A 16,323-nucleotide genomic window follows, 5' to 3' on the forward strand; every position below is an offset into this window, starting at 1 on the left:
GTGCTGGCCGCGTTCTTCGTCCTCGCCGCGCTCGCCGGCCTCCTCGGGCTGGCGGGCGTGGCACCCCGCGCCGTGCTGCCCGTCAGTGCCACGTGCGCGTTCATCCTCACTCTCGCCGCGCTCGCCGCGGCCGTCCTCCGATAGGACCCCACCGTGCCGTACATGGCCGTCAACCTCGGCGGCGTCGCCCTCGGCGTCGCCATCGTCCTCGTCTCCCTGCTGCGCTGGATCCTGAAGGAGAAGCGCCGCCCGGCCGCGCTCGTCCCGTTCGTCCTCGCCCACCTCTACGGCATGCTCGCCGCCCTCGCGGCCCTCGGCACCTGGTCCGCGCTCGGCGCCGGAACCTGGATCGCCCTGTGGGCCGCGAACGTCGCCGGATACACCGGCCTCGTCTGGGGTGTCGGCGGTACCGCCCCCGACGTCACCCGCGCCCACCAGCTGGCGCTCACCCCCGGCGGGTACGTGATCGTGTTCCTGCTCACCGCCGTGCTGATCGCCCTGTGGAAGTGGGCGCCGAAGGTGTCGAACTGGAAGCTGCTCGCGGGCGCCTTCAGCGGCGTGGCGGTCGCCCTGTCCGGGAACGTCGCCGGTGTCGCCGCGGTGCCGCTCGGCTCGTCGGTGAACCTGGCGGGCGCACTGTTCACGCAGGCGTTCGCGTGACCGGCACCGAGCAGGAGCGCGAGGAGCGCGCCGACCGTACGGCCCGCCTGGTGCTCGCTGTCGTCGCCCTGCTCGCCTTGTGGGGGGTCGTCGTCGTCTGGCCGGAGACCGCGTACTTCGTGACCGGGATCCTGGCCTGCCTTGGCTGGCAGAAGGTACGCGCCTGGACCGGCCGCCGCCGCGGGGAGGACGGGGAGCAGACACCGGCCGGGGAGGCGCGGGAGACCGTTCCCGAGACGCTGCACCGGCTCGCTGGGCCGCACGTGTTCCTCGCCGACTTCGCCGAGGCGCGCGGCCTGCCGAAGGAGGATGCGCGGGAGGTCCTCGAGGCGCTCGGCGTGCCCGTGCGGCGCGCGGTACGCAACGGCGACCGTACGGGCGTCGGCGTCCACAAGGAGGATCTTCCGCCCCTCCCCCGCGTTGACGGGGAGGGCCCTGTTGTGGGTGTTGACCAGGGACAACCAACCAACCAACAGCGTGTGGTCGTCGAGTCGCTGGGGATGGCGGGGGTGGTCGTGAAGGACGGCCGTGAGGCTGGCCGGCACCATGAGGTCGGCGGGTGACTCGACTACGCTTGTAGTGCCCGCGCACCGCGAGAACGGCCCCCGGCTTCCAGACACCGGGGGCCGTTCCGCGCGCGTCGACCGGTCACACCGGGCACGGCCGCGCCTCCGCGCAGGCCGGGCAGGCCCACACCTCGGCGTCGAGGACGTGGGCGCCCTGGCGGCCGCGGGCGATACCCGCGCTCACCGCGCCGCGCCACAGCCGTGTGCCACACCAGCAGCAGGCCCGGCCGGCGTACTGCTCGCGGGTCAGCGCGCTGACAGGCGGAGGCACGCGTCGGGTCACGGCTGGTCGGCGAACGGGACCAGGCCGTGCAGCTCGCGGCACGACGCGCAGGCGAACACGTGCCCGCCCGGCCCGGAACCCTGCTCGACCACCTGGATCAGCCGTACACCCCCGCTGTAGCCCTGGTGCCAAGAGCACCAGCCGTACGCCGTCGGGGTGTGCTGCGCGGGCGCGGGTGTGCGATTCTCTGGCATGGCGGTGCTCCCTCGAAGCGTCGTCCACGCCCCCGGCCGGTTGCACGGTGCGGGGGCATTGTCGTATCCGTGCAGCGTAGAGGCACCGTGCTATGGCGTGCTAGGCATGCGACCGCTCGCGTGGCACGCGATCCCGTGTCAGCTTGGGCGCATGATCGATTTCGCACCCGATGTGCCCAGGTGGCGACAGGTTGCCGACGTGATCCGACAGCGGATCTCCGACGGCACCTATCCACCCCGCACCCGGGTGCTGTCGGTCGTCCAGCTCCAAGCCGAGTTCGGCATCGCCACGGCCACGGGCCAGAAGGTGCACCGGGCGCTACGCGAGGAAGGGCTGATCTACACGGAGCCGGGGCTCGGGTCGTTCGTCGCGCAGCAGTAGCGCCCGGCACCTCCCCGAGGGCCGGGCGCCGCTACACCTCCGGCGGGGCGTCCGGATCGCCAGCCGGAAACATCTCCAGCACGGCCGCGCCGGCCATCAACGCCAGCGCCTCCGGACTGGACGTGCACGTCTCCCCATGCTCGAGATCCCAGAACCCTTCCGTCATGCGGCTGTAGGCCCCGCACGCTGGGCAGTGCCCATCGAGCACTGCTTGCCGGTAGGTCTGCAACGCGGCCTTGACCGGTGGCGGGTACCAGTCGCACAGGGGGTTCAGCGTCACCTCCAGGGGGCCGCGCCGCCACGTCTCGGCGTAGCGTTCCGCCCGTACAAGCTGCGGCTGGTGCCGGTCGACCTCGGCGAGGAACCCGCGGTCGTACTCCGTGGCCCCCCGCTGCCCGTACGCGGCTCCATCGGAGCCCTGCCGGGTCACCGGGGCCGCCCGACTCGCGCGATGGCTTCCTGGCGGCGCTGGAGTGCCTCAAGTTGCTGCATGGTGATCCCCCGGTGCGAGAGGTTGTACGTGTAGTTGTTCGTCACGTTCCGGCTCATCCCCGCGCCCGCCCCCGCACCTGCGCCCGCCATGGCCGGCGCCATCGCCGGATTCAGGGTGCCGTGCAGGCCTGACGTCAGCCCGTCGAGCTGGCGCTGGAGTGCCGGGGCCTGCCGGGCGATACCCTCCTGGAACCCCCTGATCAAAGCCTGGCCGGAGTACGACGTGTAGCCGCGCCCGGAGAAAGGTCCCTTCTTCGCGGGGGAATGCGGGAAGAAGTCCGCTGCCTTGGACACCACGGAGCTGACCGCATCGCCTACCGCGCTGAGCTTGGACTTGATGCCGTCGATGAAGCCCTGAATCAGCGCCTTTCCCGCGCTGGCAAGCTTGCTGCCGAGGTCACCGAGAGCCGATACCGCCCGCCCGGGAAGGCCCTTGACCCAGTCGATCGCATCGTCCATCTTCTCCCGGATCGTGGACACCAGCTTTCCGCCCGCGTCGCTCGCCCGGGACTTCAGGTAGCCCGTGAGGGAGGCCAGCGCGGAGAACGCTCTCCCCGGCAGGCCGGCCAGCCAGTCAACCGCCGCACCGACTGCCTTGCCGACGAGTTCGGCGAGCTTCCCCGCAGCCTTCCCGATCAGGTCCTTCGCCCCATTGACGGCGTCCTTCGCGTGCTGCCAGGCGCCGGAGAAGTCACCGCTCAGCAGGGACACGATGCCCTGGATGACGGGGACGACGACGTTCGTCACGACCGCGGCCAAGCCCGCAGCAAGGATGCTGGCGAGAGTGCCGATGAGCCCGATCAGAGGCTGAATGACCGGCATCAACCCTTGCAGGAGCCGGACCACGAGGTCACCAACGGCCTGGATCAGCGGGGCCACGGCGACCATGAGCGTGGCGAAGGTCTGCCCGAGGCTGGCGATACTTGGGGCCAGGGCGATGATCAGCTGAGTGAGGATCGGCAGGAGCTGTTCGGCCAGTTGCGCGAACACGGTGGCGATCGGCGTCACGATGGTGGGCAGCTGAGCGAGGATCGGCGCCAGGGCCTGCGCGAGGGCCTGTACGAGCAGCATCACTACGGGTGCGGCCTGCGCGAACATGCGTTGCACGGCGGCCAGCAACGGCGTCAGTGCGGGCAGCAGCGAGGCAACCAGCTGGCCCACAACGGGCAGGATCGGTGCGACAGCTTCAATCAGGGTGCCGAATGCGCTCGCCGCGGTGGCGAGCACCGGGCCGAGAGCGTCGATGATCGGGGACAGTGCATCCCCGAGGGCCTTGATCAGAGTCTGAACCGGCGGCCCCAGCGCTGCGAAGACCGGGGCGATCACACCGAGGGCCTGCACCAGCAGCGGCGCCGCCGTCTGCGCGACCGTCGACATCGTAGTGAACAGGGCCTTCAGCCCGCCTTGGATCTCCGGCGAGGCAAACGCGTCGGCCAGCGCTCCAGTGATCGTCTTCAGCGTTCCGACGAACCCTCCCCCGGAGACCTGCGCCGCCGAGAACACCGAGCCGATGATCCGGCCCACGTTACCCGCAACGTCGGCGAGGTCGCCTATCAGCCCGATCGCGGTCTCGATGGCGTCCTGCAGCGCACCGGACTTGAACGCGGTGTTGAGCTTCCCTGCGACCTTGTCGAGCGCGTCGCCGACACCGGCCGTCAACCGGGCGAATGCCGGACCGGCAGCGGCCCCGATCTGCCCTAGGGCCTGCACCACGAGCGCCGGAGCACCCGACAGGTTCACGAGCCCCTTGTTCGCCGACGTCAGAGCCTTGCCCAGCGCACCGGAGTCGGCCAGGTCCCGCACCGCGTCCGCGACACCACGGCCCATCAGGTTCATGGCGCCAGCGGACCGCTCCAGCTGGGACCGGAACAGAGGCAGCGTTGTCCTGGCAGTGCGCTTCAGTTGGTCGTCCAGGCCGGCGAACAACTTGTCCTGGACGCTCTTCTTCAGCGCATCCAGTTGCGGCTTCAGCCCTTGCATGGCCTTGACGAAGGCGCGCGCGTTCGGCGACAGCTTCTCCAGCGCCTCCGCGAGCTTCTTCGGGTCGTCCCCGGTGAACGCCTCCTTGACCGCGTCACCGACTCCGGCCATGCCGATCTTCAGTGCGGCCGTCGCCGACACTGCCGCCAGCACACCGGTGGCCGCTACTCCGGCCGCCGGGGCGATGTCCACCAGCATCGCCGCCAGCCCGGCCGCCACCGGCACCGCAGACCCCAGCTTGGCCGCGATACCGCCCACCGCCGCCGCGACCCCACCCAGCCCGCGGGCCATACCTGCGATGCGGCCGAGGGAAAGCCTCGCCCGGTCCCCGCCGCGGCCGACGCCATCGCCGAGCACACGGCCCAACAGCCGCGACTCGGAGGTGAACCGGCCGCGCAGGTCACGCAGGCGACCGTCCATGTCGCGCTGGAGGCCGCGCATCCGCAGCTCGGCGTCCGTGATGCCGCGGCGCATACCCGAGTCATCCGCGCGGATCAGCCCGACCAGTTCACCGATACGCAGGGCCATGGGTCAGCTCCGGCGGTACTCGATGACGCCCGGCCGCACCGTGCGCCCGCTGTCCCAGGGCTGCGCGTTGGGGTCGCCCTCGATGAGCGGCCAGTCGTACGCCTCCTGAGGCTTGGGCAGCGGTGTGAAGTCCTGCCGGTCCCACGCACGGTTGGTGCCGCGGCCGGCGAGCGCGTCGCGCAGCTCGGCGACCTCGTTGAGGTAGTCCTGTTTGTCGAGGTGCATCGCCGTCCAGTCGCGGATGGTCCACAACTCGGCATGGTCGAGGGCGTAGGTGAGCACTGCGCGGCGCATCGCGTCGTCGTCGAACCGCTCGGCCTCGGCGAGCAGCTCGGCGCGGCCCTGGCGGCTGGTCTCCTTCACCTTGTCCCACGCGCTGCGGAACGCCTCCATGAGGACGGCCTTGTCGGCCGGGCTGGTGCCCTCGGGGATGCCGGGGCCGATGGGCACGAGGCCCTCGAGGTACTCCAGGCGGGCGCGGCGGCGGTCGGTCAGCCGCTGGTAGGCGTCTGCGGTCTCCTTGACGTGCGTGTCGTACAGGGCGGTGATCTGCTGCGCCTTGAGGCGGTTGGAGATGTTCGGGTTCTCGCGGACCGCGCGGGCGGCGTTGGTGAACGTCTCCTTGGAAGTGCGGGCGGCGAGGTGGTCGGGGTCGCTGTTGGGGTGCGGCAGCGGCGGCGGTACGGCCATCAGGGGGCCTTCCTGTGCGTACGGACGAGGTGGTCGGCGTCCTCGGCTGCCCACAGGCCCCACGCGACGCGCGTGACGCCCTCGGCGGCGGCCAGCCGGAGGACGTGGCGCCCGGTCACCCCGAGGCGGCCGGCAAGCTCCCCGGTGGTGACCAGGCGGTCACTGGGCCGATCGTGGGGCAATGTCCGGTTGCCGTGCGGGGAAGCGGACATGTGGGCGAGGGCGGCCGCCCGCAGCTGCTCGATCGCGGCGAGGACGTCGGGACGGACGTCATGGCCGTTGCGTCGGGCACGCTGCGCCTCGGCCCTCAGGGCCTGCCAGAGGGGGAAGGCGACCGCAGCGGGCACCCACGCGCCACGGTCGCCTCGTACGGCTGGAGACGGTCCCTGACGCGGCTTGTCACGCGGCATCGTCGGGTGGCCCGTCGGGGAGGGCGCGGCGCAGCAGCTCGGCGTCGACCAAGGCGTGCGCTGCCTGCTCGGCGTCGTTGCGGAGCTGGGCGAGGCGGGCCGGGGTGATGAGGCCAGGTTCGGCCTGGTCGATCTCCTCGGCAGTGCGGAGCCTGTGTGCCGCAACGAACGCCCTGTCGCGGGCAGTGGTGAGTGCATCGGACGGAACCGGCGGCATGGCGACCTCCTTGTCAGGCGGCATCGTCGGGCGCTGGTCCGGGGCGGCGGGCCGCCCGCTGGTCGAGCCGGGAGAGGATGCTGACGGCCCGCTGGTCACCGCGCCGTGCGGCGGGCCGCAGCTGGGCCCGGATCTTGTCCTCCTGCGCCTTCAGGACGGCCTGATGGCGGGCGCTGGTGTTCTCCGCGGCCTCCGCATCCTGGGCGAGCCTGCCGAGCGTCTCGGCGGCCTCAAGGACGATGCGCTCCACGGCGGGCATGAGCTTGGGGTCGTGGCGGCCGGCCTCGCGGTGGAGGCGGGACACAGCCCGGCGGAAGCGGGCGTTCGCGGCGTCGAGTTGCTCGCGGCCGGGGTAGTTGGGCTTGCGGGTGGGGGTGTCGGGCATGGGGCTCTCTTCTCGTACATGTCCGCGGGCGATGCGCGCGGGGGCTCCGGAACCGGATGCGCGGCGGTCGTCAGGTCGGGTCTGGTGGTTGTTCCGGCGTTCGTCTGTCGGTGTCGGCGAGGTTGCGGAGTTTGGTGGCGTGGCGTCGTGCGAGGCCGTGGTGTCGTGCGGCGGCGAAGTCCTCGCGGCGCTTGGCGGCGGCTTGTACGCGGATGCGGGCGGCGGCGATGCGCTGCTGCACCTGCTGTTCGACGTGGGACTCGGTCACTGGGGCTCCGCTTCTTCTGCGGGGTCGTAGTTCGGGAGGTAGACGATCTTGCAGTTGAACTCCTTGATGAAGTTCTCGTTTACGAGCCAAGGGGTGAGGCCGCGGTTGTCGGGGACGAGCGGGAGGACGGTGTTGTCTCCCTCGGAGTTGGTGGCGGTGGTCCAGGCGATGACGGGTTCTAGCTCTCCGTCGGCGTCGACGTACCAGCCGGGTGCTGCGGGGATGAGGTCGGTCACTGCGTGTCTCCTGTACCTGTCGTCACCTTCGACGCCTTCCGCATCTTCCGGTTGACCTGCGGTTTCTCGCACCCGCCTTCGCCCCGCCTTCGCCTCACCTTCTCCGAGGGAAGGTGGGGATCTTTCCGAAGGTGGGGCGAAGGTGGGGGGAAGATGGGGGTTATGTTTATGCAGGTCAGAGAGAAGATGTTGAAGATGTGGAGTGCGTATATGGGGAAGGGCTACATCTCGGGTTGCTGATCGTCAGGAGCGGCGAATCCGGGCATCTGCCAGAACCAGCCGCCGTCACGAACTCCCTTCTGCTTCACGCTCTTGATCCGCAGTCGGCGCTTCGCCTCGCGAAGGGCGTTGTCAGTGATCCGGGCGACCCTGGCCGCGGAATAGACCTCCTTGGGTTCGGCGATGCCCGCACGGTCCCGGGCGGTCATGTAGTCCTCTAGCCACTCCATGGCTTCGGTCCGCTCGGATTTGTCGACCCCACCGACGGCCGTCTCATCGCGCATCACCTGCCGGACCGAGATGGTGGTCTCGGGGCCGAGGACGAACCGGGAGACGTATGAGGGGCCTTCCTCCGTCTCGATCGTCACCGGGGCGATCTTGTACTCGTGCGAGGGGAGTCCGAGGCGGCCGAGGTTGTTCTTCTCCAGCGACATCACGAACCGCTCATCGCCCTCCTCGTCCTCTTCCTTGGCGAAGGCGATGAGGGAGCGGAGGAGCTGGCCGAACGCACCCGAGCCCGCCAGGCGGTTGAGCGGGTTGGCGGCGCCGGCCTTCGTGAAGTGGGCGAGCCCAAGGATCGTGAAGTGGTGCCGGTCGGCGGCGGCCACGAGGGGCTCGAGGGCGGCCCGGACCTCGGCGGCCCGGTAGTCGTTGATGCCCTTGTCGATGTACGAGAGCAGCGGGTCCATGACCAGCAGAGCCACGCTGTAGCGCTCGGCTTCCTGCGCGAGCAGTGACGTGTCGATCGGAAGGGTGAGGCGAGCGTAGGGATGCTCGTCGTCGCGCACGGCCACGTGGAAGACGAGATCCATGTCCGCGCCCGCAGCGACGAGCCGCGGGGCGATGGTGTACGTCCAGGAGTCCTCGGCGGCGGCGTAGATGACGGCGTGGGGCTTGCCGTACAGCTCCCCGGGGAGTTCACCGCGGGTGATGCGGGCGGTCATCCATATGGCGAACTGGGACTTGCCGAGGCCGGGCCCGCCGGCCGCGATGGCGAGGGAGTACAGCGGGATACGGCCGTGCGAGGTGGGCGGGGCACCCTCCGGAGTGGTGTCCCACAGCCACCGCACCGGGCGGATCCGGATCATTGAGGCTGGGCGCAGGATGAGCCCGCGCCGGGGTGGTTCCTGGTTCGGGTCGTCCGGTACCACGGCGAGCTGGGGCCGCTGCGGCTCCCCCTGAGCGGCGGGCGGCCGGAAGTCGTGCCCGAGCTGCCCGCCGCTGTGGGTCGGCTCCGTGTTGTCGCACGCGCGGCCGTTGACCGGGTGCACGCAGAACCGAGTGGGGTCGATCATCAGATGTCGTTCCGTCCAAGGTCTGGGGAGCCGTAGAGCAACTCGCAGCCGCCTGCGTCGCAGCCGTGCCGTTCGGGGGCGGGGGCGAAGCCGCGCATGCGGTCGAGGGCGCGCTGTACGGCGCGTACGCCGTCGTAGTCGTAGCCCTTCACGACGACCGTGCAGCCGTGGGCGGCGCGAACGATCTCGTAGAGGGTCGGATCGTTTGTGCCGACGTTGCGGGCGTGGCCAATGTGGATCTCGAGGTTCGTGCCGGGTGCGAATCCGCAGGACGGCACGACCATTTCCGGCCTGACGGTGTGGAGGAAGCCGCGCTCGATGTAGGGCGTGAGGTCGATGATGACGACGCCGACGGTGCGGACAGGGGCGGGCCCCCGCCCGGTCGTGGTGACCAGGCGGGGGCGGTTGGGGCGGCGGCCGGTCATCAGCCGCGGTCCTCGGTGGCGTCGGCGGCCTTGATGCGGGCGTCCAGCGCCGCCATGTACCGGGCCTGCGCCTCCGGGTCACCGGGCCGGTCGTCGACGGCGGCCCGCTCCAACTGCTCGCACATCGCCTCCAGCTGCGGCACGAACGCCTTCAGCCGGGCGACCGTGGTGCGGGCCTGCGGAACGTCCAGCTCGTACAGCTCGAGGTCGGCCTCGAACCAGATCCGCGTCTTGATGCCGAACTCCTCGGGGCTGTCGTTGCACTGGACGACGCGGGCGGCCAGGACAGGGAGAGGCTCGCGGCCGGAGATGTGGTCGGCGGGCGTGGTGGGAGCGGCGACCTGGGCGGTGGTGCCGGAGCACCAGCCGGGCACGCCGTCGGCGCCCGCGTGGTCCATGACGCACCACGGGGTGCACCCGTACTTGGCGCGCCAGGCCGGGCCGCGCTGGGCCGCGGTGAGCGGGCTCGGGCCGCGGTACCCGGGGTAGGCGGCGGTGAGCTGCTGCTCGACCTCGGCCCGGGTGATGAGCAGGGGGTTGAAGGCCGCGCGGATCCGGTTGCCGAACAGCTTGTGGATGACGGGGGCCTCGAGGTCGGCGTGTTCTTCGAGGTCGGCGGTCAGGGTGGTGTGCTCGGTGTGCTCGCGGGCGCCGGCGTCGAGCTGGTCGGCGCGCTCGCGGGTGGCCTCGGCGGCCTGCACGGTCTGCGCGACCGCGGAGGCGGTGAGGAGCGGGTGCGGGTGCCGGGTCGGGGCGAGCGCCTCTCGCAGCCTGTCGGCGGTGTGTGCCATGCTGGTGGCTCCGTCTCGTGTTGAAGCCTCGGGGTCCGTGTCCAAGCGGGGGCCTCGGGGCTTCGGCCTTGTGTGGGATGGGTGAGGGGTCGTCTGGCGGCGCGGGAACGCCGTCAGGCGGCCTCCAGGAGTCGCACGAGCGACGCGGTGACGACGCGCTTGGCGCCGAAGTCGAGGACACGCACGGGCGCGTTGCCCTCCGCGATCAGCCGGTAGAGCTGGGCTCTGCTGATTCCCATGGCGCGGGCAGCGCTGGTCACGTCGACCGTGGCCGGCCAGGCGCGGATCTCATCGAGCGTGGGTGTGGCAACTGCCGGGATGGCAGTGGTCATCACAACCTCCGTGTCAGGTGTGGAGTGACCGTCTGTCTCTACCTTCCATCCGGGTCGCCATGCTTGTCAACCCGTCTATGCCGTGTAATGCTCTTCCTGACACCAGGAAGGGGTGCCGGTGAAGATCGAAGAGGTCATTGGGGCCAACCTCCAATGGATCCGTGAGGATCAGGGCATGACCCAAGCTCAGCTCGGGGAGGCCGTAGCCAGACATCTCGGGAAGCCGTGGAGCCGTCAGGCCGTGTCCGCAGCAGAGAAGGGACGTCGCGCTTTCAGCGCGGCTGACTTGCTCGCGCTCGCGCTGGTTCTTGACGTGACGATCCCTTCCTTCTTCCTGCTCAGAGACTGGAACCGTGACGACGTCGAGTTGCCGGGGACGGTAGTGCTGGCGGACGCCTACATGAAGCGTGTCTTCCACCGCAGCGACATCAAGGCGGGTGCCGACCTACTCACTCGCTCCAGCGCTCGGAGGCTTCGGGACGCCCACGAGCAAGTGATGACCGATACCTCGCAGCTCATCGATGCCCTTTCGGCTGTCGGCAGCTCGATCACTCACCTCGACAACGTCCTTGACACGGTCGAGGGGCAAGACTCCGAGTCGCAGGCCTGAACTGGGGAGGGGGAGTTGTGGCGGAGATCCGGAAGGTCACGCTCGCGAGCGGCAAGGTCCGCTACCGCACCGTGGTCGACGCCGGCCACGACGAGAACGGCAAGCGGATCCAGGTCACCATCACCCGCGACACCAAGACCGAGGTCAAGAACGAGCGCGACCGCATCCGGCACCAGCGGGCGGCCGGGACGCTCATCCTCCCCAGCAAGATCACGGTTGGGGAGTGGCTTGATCAGTGGCTGGAGTTCAAGCGGCGCGACGTCGAGGCGACCACGATCCGCACGTACCGGCTCGCCCTGGTCCACGTCTACGACCGCCTCGGGCGCATACGCCTCCAGGAGCTGACCGAGGACCAGGTGCGTGACTGCATCGACGACATCGTCAGCAAGGGCCGCCGCAAGGGAGGCGCGGCCGGGAGCCGTCTCGCAGTGTCGACCGCGGAGGGCGTTCTCACGCGGCTGCGCGAGGCCCTGAAGCGGGCGGTCGTACGGAAGCTGATCCCGGAGAGCCCGGCGCAGGCCGTGCGCGTGAGCCTCGCGGACAAGAAGACCGACCGGCGCGAGCGGCCCAAGGCCAAGCCGTGGACCGTCGCCGAGGTGCAGCGGTTCATCAAGGGCATCGAGCGGGACCGCCTCCACGCGCCGCTGCTGTTGTCCCTGATGGGCCTGCGGCCGGCGGAAGTGGTCGGCCTGCGCTGGACCGACCTCGACCTGAAGTTGGCCACGCTGGAGACGTCCAACACCCGCACGATGGTCGGCAACTCGCGGGTGCTGGAGAAGGACACCAAGACCGAGGCAGGCGAGCGCGTCTTGCCGCTGCCTGGTGCGGTGCTGGACGCGTTGAAGAAGTTCCGGGCCGTCCAGGCCCGGGAGAAGCTCGCGGCGGGCGAGGGCTACACGGACTCCGGTTACGTCGTCGTCGACCAGCTCGGTATCCCGAGGAACACGCGGCATCTGCGGGAACACGCCTACCGGCTCATGCGCGAGCTGGAGATGCGGCGGGTGCGGCTGTACGACGCCAGGCACTCGTGTCTGACGTACCTCGCGGTGTCCGGGGTGCCGGACGTCGTCCTCGCGGCGTGGGCCGGCCACACGAACGCGACCTTCACCAAGAGGAAGTACGTGCACGTGGACGTTGAGGACCTTCGGACCGCGGCGACCGCGTGGGACAGCTTCCACGGGGGTGATCAGAAAGCCCCTGTGTGAGAAATTGTGAGAAATGATCTCCTCGGAGATCTCTCACGTGGCCTCTGACCAGCAAGAATCCGTGAATGCGTAGAACAGTGTACGGATTCTACTGGCGGATCGTGCAGGCCAGCGCCATGGGGCGGTTCGGCGGAAGCTACGAGACCCGCGTCACGAAGGCCGGTCCGGGGGCGGGGCCACGGCCCGGTTCCCGGCGTGTGCGGCAAGCGGCTCGCCTCTGGTGCGCGCCCCACGGTGGAGCCGGCCCTTGAGGCTGATCGCGGTGGCGGTCACGCGGCGGGCCCTCCGGGGCGTTCCCGCTCCTGCGCGCCGGGTCCCTCGTACGGCAGCAGCTCGGGCCGCTTGGCCGGGCGGCCGTCCCCCGACGAGCGGCCGGTCAGCCGCCGCCCTATCCAGGGCAGCAGATGCCGGTGGGTGAAGCGGGCGTCCGCGGCCCGGCGGGCGAGCCAGCCCGGTGGCGCGGCGGGCGGCGGCGGCGTCCGCCACTCCGTGTCCTCCGCCTCGTAGCCGAGCGTCTGCCACACGGCCTCCGCCACCCGGCGGTGTCCGTCGGCCGTCAGATGCAGCCGGTCGACGTCCCACAGCCGCGGGTCGGCCAGCGACGGCGCCCCGTACAGGTCGACCACGAGGGCGCCGTGCCGCGCGGCCAGTCCGTCGACGCAGGCGAACAGCTCCTCCATGCGGGGCCGGAAGCGTTCGAGGACCGGGCCCTGACGTCCGGGGCTGCGCATCAGGACGAGCTGCTTGCACGAGGGGGCCAGACGCTCCACGGCCTCGGTCAGCAGCCCCCGCACGCGCCCCATGTCGCACTTGGGCCGCAGGGTGTCGTTGAGCCCGCCGACCAGCGTGATCACGTCGGCCCCCATCGCGGCGGCGGGGCCCACCTGCTCGTCGACGATCTGCCCGATCAGCTTGCCCCGCACGGCGAGGTTGGCGTACCGGAATCCGGGCGTCCGTGCGGCCAGCCGGCCCGCGAGGACATCGGCCCAGCCGCGGTAGGAGCCGTCGGGCAGCAGGTCCGACATGCCCTCGGTGAAGGAGTCGCCGACCGCGACCAGGCTGGTGTGGGTGGGGTTTGTCTGCATGGCGTCGTCGATGGTATCCCGTGGGGCATACCCATCGGTCGGTCGCCCGTCCTGTGAGGTGCCGGCCCGCTGTCGGCTTCGCGCGGGTGGCCGGCGGGGCGGGGGTCGTTTTGGGGGGTGTGGTCGCGCCGCCGGTCTTCCCCTGGCGCTGCCCGCGTGCGGCCGCCGGCGCTGCCCGTGTGCACGGCCGGCAGGCCCGGCCGTTCCCGGTCAGGACGGCCGGCCGAACAGTTCGCGGAGGACGTCCTCCATGGTCACCAGCCCCGCCAGCCTGCCGTCCGCGCCCAGGACCGCCGCCAGATGGGTACGGCTGCCGCGCATCGCCGTGAGCACGTCGTCCAGCGGGGTGGTCTCCCGGACCCGCGCGATGGGCCGCATGTCCCGCAGGCGGAACGGCACGTCCCGCGGGGAGGCGTCCAGCGCGTCCTTGACATGCAGGTAGCCGATGATCCGCCGGCCCTCGTCCACGACGGGGAAGCGCGAGAACCCGGACTCGGCCGACAGCCGCTCCAACTGCTCCGGAGTGGTGCCCACGTGCGCGGAGACCACGCTTTCCAGCGGCACCACTACGTCGCGCACGGGCCGCCGTCCCAGCTCCAGGGCGTCGTGCAGCCGCTCCCGGGCGCGATGGTCGATCAGGCCCGCCTCCAGGGAGTCCTTGACCAGGCGCGCCAGTTCGTCGTCCGAGAAGGTGGCCGTGACCGCGTTCTTCGTCTGTACGCGCACCAGCGCGAGCAGCCCGTTCGCGAAGGCGTTCACAGTGAAGATCACCGGCCGCAGCGCACGGGACAGGCCGACCAGCGGCGGGCCCAGCAGCAGGGCCAGACGCACCGGCTCCGCGAGCGCCACGTTCTTCGGCACCATCTCCCCGAGCAGCATGTGCAGATAGGTCGCCATGGTCAGCGCGATCACGAACGACACCACGCGTCCCGCGTCCGCCGGGACCCCCACCGCGTGGAACACCGGCTCCAGCAGGTGCTCGATCGCGGGCTCGGCGACCACACCGAGGACCAGGGTGCACAGGGTGATGCCCAGCTGCGCCGCCGCCATCAGCGCCGAGAGGTGCTCCAGGCCCCACAGCACCCTGCGCGCACGTCGGTCGCCCGCCTCGGCGTGCGGCTCTATCTGGCTGCGGCGGACCGAGATCAACGCGAACTCGGCGCCCACGAAGAAGGCGTTCGCGACGAGCGTCAGCAGGGCGATCAGCAGCTGGACGACGGTCACCGGTGTCCTTCCTCCCCTTCCTGCCCGGCCGGCGGCGCGTGCATGAGGACGCGTGCTGCCCGGTGCCCGGACACGTCCACCACGTCGAGGCGCCAGCCGGCGACCTCGACCGTGTCCCGCTCGGTGGGGATGCGGCCGAGTTCCCTGGCGACGACGCCCGCCAGCGTCTCGTACGGCCCCTCGGGCACCCGCAGCCCGACGCGTGCGAGCTGGTCGACACGGGCGGAGCCGTCGGCCGAGTACAGCGTCCGGCCGGCGGCGTCCGTGCCGGCGGGGGTCAGGTCGGGGGTCTCGTGCGGGTCGTGCTCGTCGCGCACCTCGCCGACGACCTCCTCGACGATGTCCTCCAGCGTGGCCACCCCGGCGGTGCCGCCGTACTCGTCGATGACGACGGCCATGGTGTTCCTGCCCGAGAGCCGGTCCAGCAGCCGGTCGACGGTGAGGGACTCCGGCACGAACAGCGGTTCGCGCAGCACGTGCGTGACCGAACGCTGGGGCCGCTCCTCGGCGGGCACGGACACCACGTCCTTGATGTGCGCGACGCCCACGACCGAGTCCAGACTGCTGCGGTAGACGGGGAAGCGGGACAGCCCCGTCGCGCGTGTCGCGTTCGCCACGTCCTCACAGGTCGCCAGGACGTCGAGGGCCACGACCTGGACGCGCGGGGTCATCACGTTCTCCGCGGTCAGGCCGGCGAGGTTGAGCGTGCGCACGAACAGCTCTGCGGTGTCCGCCTCCAGGGCGCCCTCCTTCGCGGAGTGCCGGGCGAGCGCCACCAGTTCCTGGGGGCCGCGGGCCGAGGCGAGTTCCTCGGCCGGTTCGAGGCCGAAGCGGCGGACGACGCGGTTGGCCGTGTTGTTCAGGTGCGTGATGAACGGGCGGAACGCGGCGCTGAACAGGCGCTGCGGCGTGCCCACCCGCTTGGCCAGGGCCAGCGGCGAGGAGATCGCCCAGTTCTTCGGGACCAGCTCGCCGACCACCATCAGGAACACGGTCGACAGGCCCGTGCCGATGACGAGGGCCACGGATGCGGACGCCGAGGACGGCAGGCCCAGCGCCTCCAGCGGGTCGGCGATCAGCTTGGCGATCGACGGCTCGGCGAGCATGCCGACCACCAGGTTGGTCACCGTGATCCCGAGCTGGGCGCCGGAGAGCTGGAACGTCAGACTCCGTACGGCCTTGAGGGCGCCCGCCGCCCCGCGCTCACCGCGCTCCGCGGCCCGTTCCAGCTCGTTTCGCTCGACCGTGGTGAGGGAGAACTCCGCCGCGACGAAGCCACCGCAGGCGAGCGAGAGCAGGACCGCGACCAGCAGGAGGAGCACTTCGGTCATCGGGTCACCTCCGTCCCATCGTCGGACAGGGACGCGAGGACCGCGCGATGTCGGCCACGGGGACGTTCGCCCGCCGGCGGGCGCTCAGGACGCTCACACCTTTCCATGGTGGGACGGCTCGGCCCCCTCATGGTAAAGGACCGGCAAAGTGATTCGGTTCGTGCGCGGCCTCACCCGGCGCCGCCACTGCTCCTGCCGTGCGTATCCCGCCGCTCCCCAGGCGTGGTGCGCGGTGTCGTTGTGCCGCAGCGCCATCGCGTCCCCGCGGCGCCCCCCGAGCCCGTACGAACCGCTCCTCCGCGGCGGCCGGCAGCACCGAGGCGATGCCCCTGGCGGCGGCGCTCCGGGTGGGTGCCCCACGGGCCGGGGCTGGCGGTGCTTGAGCCAGGTCCACGGCGGGCACCGCCGGCGTTTCACTCGTGAGAGCCGCTGGGCGCGATGACCGCGCACAGCGCCTCTCGGCGGCCTCGAATGCGGGCTTGGGAAGCCTCTCGATCGGATCTGCCGGTAGTCCC

23 protein-coding genes and 1 pseudogene are annotated in these 16,323 nt (G+C 71.0%); 6 read left to right on the forward strand and 18 right to left on the reverse strand.

Translation table 11 applies throughout. The features are described from left to right. From ACFSL4_RS17755 to ACFSL4_RS17765, 3 genes are read left to right on the forward strand one after another with little or no spacing between them, the layout of a single operon-like run. The gene (locus ACFSL4_RS17755; protein ID WP_381083660.1) at nt 1–144 is read left to right on the forward strand and encodes a hypothetical protein; all 144 of its coding nucleotides are present in this window, start codon (nt 1–3) and stop codon (nt 142–144) included. Nucleotides 145–162: 18 nt separating this feature from the next. Continuing rightward, on the forward strand, nt 163–660 hold the full coding sequence (locus tag ACFSL4_RS17760) for a hypothetical protein (RefSeq protein ID WP_381083662.1): 498 nt from the start codon (nt 163–165) through the stop codon (nt 658–660). Beyond that, nucleotides 657–1,223 carry a hypothetical protein gene (locus ACFSL4_RS17765; protein WP_381083664.1) on the forward strand — a complete coding sequence of 189 codons (567 nt, stop codon included), beginning with the start codon at nt 657–659 and terminating at the stop codon, nt 1,221–1,223. Before ACFSL4_RS17760 ends, ACFSL4_RS17765 begins: the two co-directional genes overlap by 4 nt. 85 nt (nt 1,224–1,308) lie before the next feature. On the opposite strand, the gene ACFSL4_RS17770 is transcribed toward ACFSL4_RS17765, so the two are convergent. Continuing rightward, entirely contained in the window at nt 1,309–1,497 is a 189-nt protein-coding gene (locus tag ACFSL4_RS17770; RefSeq protein WP_381083666.1) for a hypothetical protein, read from the reverse strand. 8 nt (nt 1,498–1,505) lie between these two features. After that, nucleotides 1,506–1,703, reverse strand: a complete 198-nt coding sequence (locus ACFSL4_RS17775; RefSeq protein ID WP_381083668.1) for a hypothetical protein — start codon at nt 1,701–1,703, stop codon at nt 1,506–1,508. A 151-nt stretch (nt 1,704–1,854) separates the two neighbouring features. Here ACFSL4_RS17775 and ACFSL4_RS17780 point away from each other — a divergent pair, with 151 nt between their 5' ends. Next, nucleotides 1,855–2,085: a GntR family transcriptional regulator gene (locus ACFSL4_RS17780; RefSeq protein WP_381083670.1), complete on the forward strand. Its 231-nt coding sequence runs from the start codon at nt 1,855–1,857 to the stop codon at nt 2,083–2,085. Nucleotides 2,086–2,116: 31 nt separating this feature from the next. Here ACFSL4_RS17780 and ACFSL4_RS17785 read toward each other — a convergent pair whose 3' ends face one another. The 12 genes from ACFSL4_RS17785 to ACFSL4_RS17840 form a co-directional block, all read right to left on the reverse strand. Next, complete coding sequence (locus tag ACFSL4_RS17785; RefSeq protein ID WP_381083672.1) at nt 2,117–2,515, reverse strand: hypothetical protein; 399 nt, start codon at nt 2,513–2,515, stop codon at nt 2,117–2,119. Further along, nucleotides 2,512–5,085 (reverse strand): phage tail protein, encoded by a 2,574-nt coding sequence (locus tag ACFSL4_RS17790; protein WP_381083674.1) that lies wholly within the window; start codon nt 5,083–5,085, stop codon nt 2,512–2,514. The genes ACFSL4_RS17785 and ACFSL4_RS17790 overlap by 4 nt, the downstream gene beginning before the upstream one ends. 3 nt (nt 5,086–5,088) lie before the next feature. Next, the gene (locus ACFSL4_RS17795; RefSeq protein WP_381083676.1) at nt 5,089–5,775 is read right to left on the reverse strand and encodes a hypothetical protein; all 687 of its coding nucleotides are present in this window, start codon (nt 5,773–5,775) and stop codon (nt 5,089–5,091) included. Next, nucleotides 5,775–6,122 carry a hypothetical protein gene (locus tag ACFSL4_RS17800; RefSeq protein WP_381083678.1) on the reverse strand — a complete coding sequence of 116 codons (348 nt, stop codon included), beginning with the start codon at nt 6,120–6,122 and terminating at the stop codon, nt 5,775–5,777. Before ACFSL4_RS17800 ends, ACFSL4_RS17795 begins: the two co-directional genes overlap by 1 nt. Before the next feature lie 52 nt (nt 6,123–6,174). Next, nucleotides 6,175–6,402 (reverse strand): hypothetical protein, encoded by a 228-nt coding sequence (locus ACFSL4_RS17805; protein ID WP_381083680.1) that lies wholly within the window; start codon nt 6,400–6,402, stop codon nt 6,175–6,177. A 13-nt stretch (nt 6,403–6,415) separates the two neighbouring features. Next, nucleotides 6,416–6,787: a hypothetical protein gene (locus tag ACFSL4_RS17810; RefSeq protein ID WP_381083682.1), complete on the reverse strand. Its 372-nt coding sequence runs from the start codon at nt 6,785–6,787 to the stop codon at nt 6,416–6,418. A 70-nt stretch (nt 6,788–6,857) separates the two neighbouring features. Further along, nucleotides 6,858–7,055 carry a hypothetical protein gene (locus tag ACFSL4_RS17815; RefSeq protein WP_381083684.1) on the reverse strand — a complete coding sequence of 66 codons (198 nt, stop codon included), beginning with the start codon at nt 7,053–7,055 and terminating at the stop codon, nt 6,858–6,860. Next, nucleotides 7,052–7,291: a hypothetical protein gene (locus ACFSL4_RS17820; protein WP_381083686.1), complete on the reverse strand. Its 240-nt coding sequence runs from the start codon at nt 7,289–7,291 to the stop codon at nt 7,052–7,054. The genes ACFSL4_RS17815 and ACFSL4_RS17820 overlap by 4 nt, the downstream gene beginning before the upstream one ends. Before the next feature lie 221 nt (nt 7,292–7,512). Further along, nucleotides 7,513–8,805 (reverse strand): AAA family ATPase, encoded by a 1,293-nt coding sequence (locus ACFSL4_RS17825; protein WP_381083687.1) that lies wholly within the window; start codon nt 8,803–8,805, stop codon nt 7,513–7,515. Next, a complete protein-coding gene (locus ACFSL4_RS17830) occupies nt 8,805–9,230 on the reverse strand; it encodes a hypothetical protein (protein ID WP_381083689.1) in 426 nt (141 codons plus the stop codon). The genes ACFSL4_RS17825 and ACFSL4_RS17830 overlap by 1 nt, the downstream gene beginning before the upstream one ends. Next, nucleotides 9,230–10,021 carry a DUF6907 domain-containing protein gene (locus ACFSL4_RS17835; RefSeq protein WP_381083691.1) on the reverse strand — a complete coding sequence of 264 codons (792 nt, stop codon included), beginning with the start codon at nt 10,019–10,021 and terminating at the stop codon, nt 9,230–9,232. Before ACFSL4_RS17835 ends, ACFSL4_RS17830 begins: the two co-directional genes overlap by 1 nt. Before the next feature lie 113 nt (nt 10,022–10,134). Next, nucleotides 10,135–10,353: a DNA-binding protein gene (locus ACFSL4_RS17840; RefSeq protein WP_381083693.1), complete on the reverse strand. Its 219-nt coding sequence runs from the start codon at nt 10,351–10,353 to the stop codon at nt 10,135–10,137. A gap of 118 nt (nt 10,354–10,471) precedes the next feature. Between ACFSL4_RS17840 and ACFSL4_RS17845 the strand changes: the two genes are divergently transcribed. Together ACFSL4_RS17845 and ACFSL4_RS17850 are read left to right on the forward strand one after the other, a co-directional pair. Beyond that, nucleotides 10,472–10,963, forward strand: coding sequence for a helix-turn-helix transcriptional regulator (locus tag ACFSL4_RS17845; protein WP_381083695.1), 492 nt, complete (start codon nt 10,472–10,474; stop codon nt 10,961–10,963). Between the two features lie 17 nt (nt 10,964–10,980). Continuing rightward, nucleotides 10,981–12,168, forward strand: coding sequence for a site-specific integrase (locus ACFSL4_RS17850; RefSeq protein WP_381083696.1), 1,188 nt, complete (start codon nt 10,981–10,983; stop codon nt 12,166–12,168). A 269-nt stretch (nt 12,169–12,437) separates the two neighbouring features. On the opposite strand, the gene ACFSL4_RS17855 is transcribed toward ACFSL4_RS17850, so the two are convergent. The 4 genes and pseudogenes from ACFSL4_RS17855 to ACFSL4_RS17870 all read right to left on the reverse strand — a co-directional run. After that, on the reverse strand, nt 12,438–13,253 hold the full coding sequence (locus tag ACFSL4_RS17855) for an SGNH/GDSL hydrolase family protein (protein ID WP_381083698.1): 816 nt from the start codon (nt 13,251–13,253) through the stop codon (nt 12,438–12,440). A 210-nt stretch (nt 13,254–13,463) separates the two neighbouring features. After that, on the reverse strand, nt 13,464–14,477 hold the full coding sequence (locus tag ACFSL4_RS17860; protein WP_381083700.1) for a hemolysin family protein: 1,014 nt from the start codon (nt 14,475–14,477) through the stop codon (nt 13,464–13,466). Next, the gene (locus ACFSL4_RS17865; protein ID WP_381083702.1) at nt 14,474–15,808 is read right to left on the reverse strand and encodes a hemolysin family protein; all 1,335 of its coding nucleotides are present in this window, start codon (nt 15,806–15,808) and stop codon (nt 14,474–14,476) included. The genes ACFSL4_RS17860 and ACFSL4_RS17865 overlap by 4 nt, the downstream gene beginning before the upstream one ends. 93 nt (nt 15,809–15,901) lie before the next feature. Further along, nucleotides 15,902–16,158 (reverse strand): annotated as a pseudogene (locus ACFSL4_RS17870) (GNAT family N-acetyltransferase); the annotation flags it as partial. Between the last annotated feature and the right edge of the window lie 165 nt (nt 16,159–16,323).

The organism is Streptomyces caeni (assembly GCF_042678285.1).
GTDB lineage: Bacteria > Actinomycetota > Actinomycetes > Streptomycetales > Streptomycetaceae > Streptomyces > Streptomyces caeni.

What these genes read in the sequence shown, in the direction of transcription:
- ACFSL4_RS17830 (WP_381083689.1), bottom strand. Translation starts at nt 9,230, where the DNA reads ATGACCGGCCGCCGCCCCAACCGCCCCCGCCTGGTCACCACGACCGGG.
- ACFSL4_RS17805 (WP_381083680.1), bottom strand. Translation starts at nt 6,402, where the DNA reads ATGCCGCCGGTTCCGTCCGATGCACTCACCACTGCCCGCGACAGGGCG.
- ACFSL4_RS17835 (WP_381083691.1), bottom strand. Translation starts at nt 10,021, where the DNA reads ATGGCACACACCGCCGACAGGCTGCGAGAGGCGCTCGCCCCGACCCGG.
- ACFSL4_RS17795 (WP_381083676.1), bottom strand. Translation starts at nt 5,775, where the DNA reads ATGGCCGTACCGCCGCCGCTGCCGCACCCCAACAGCGACCCCGACCAC.
- ACFSL4_RS17810 (WP_381083682.1), bottom strand. Translation starts at nt 6,787, where the DNA reads ATGCCCGACACCCCCACCCGCAAGCCCAACTACCCCGGCCGCGAGCAA.
- ACFSL4_RS17760 (WP_381083662.1), top strand. Translation starts at nt 163, where the DNA reads ATGGCCGTCAACCTCGGCGGCGTCGCCCTCGGCGTCGCCATCGTCCTC.
- ACFSL4_RS17840 (WP_381083693.1), bottom strand. Translation starts at nt 10,353, where the DNA reads ATGACCACTGCCATCCCGGCAGTTGCCACACCCACGCTCGATGAGATC.
- ACFSL4_RS17855 (WP_381083698.1), bottom strand. Translation starts at nt 13,253, where the DNA reads ATGCAGACAAACCCCACCCACACCAGCCTGGTCGCGGTCGGCGACTCC.
- ACFSL4_RS17780 (WP_381083670.1), top strand. Translation starts at nt 1,855, where the DNA reads ATGATCGATTTCGCACCCGATGTGCCCAGGTGGCGACAGGTTGCCGAC.
- ACFSL4_RS17865 (WP_381083702.1), bottom strand. Translation starts at nt 15,808, where the DNA reads ATGACCGAAGTGCTCCTCCTGCTGGTCGCGGTCCTGCTCTCGCTCGCC.
- ACFSL4_RS17790 (WP_381083674.1), bottom strand. Translation starts at nt 5,085, where the DNA reads ATGGCCCTGCGTATCGGTGAACTGGTCGGGCTGATCCGCGCGGATGAC.
- ACFSL4_RS17825 (WP_381083687.1), bottom strand. Translation starts at nt 8,805, where the DNA reads ATGATCGACCCCACTCGGTTCTGCGTGCACCCGGTCAACGGCCGCGCG.
- ACFSL4_RS17775 (WP_381083668.1), bottom strand. Translation starts at nt 1,703, where the DNA reads ATGCCAGAGAATCGCACACCCGCGCCCGCGCAGCACACCCCGACGGCG.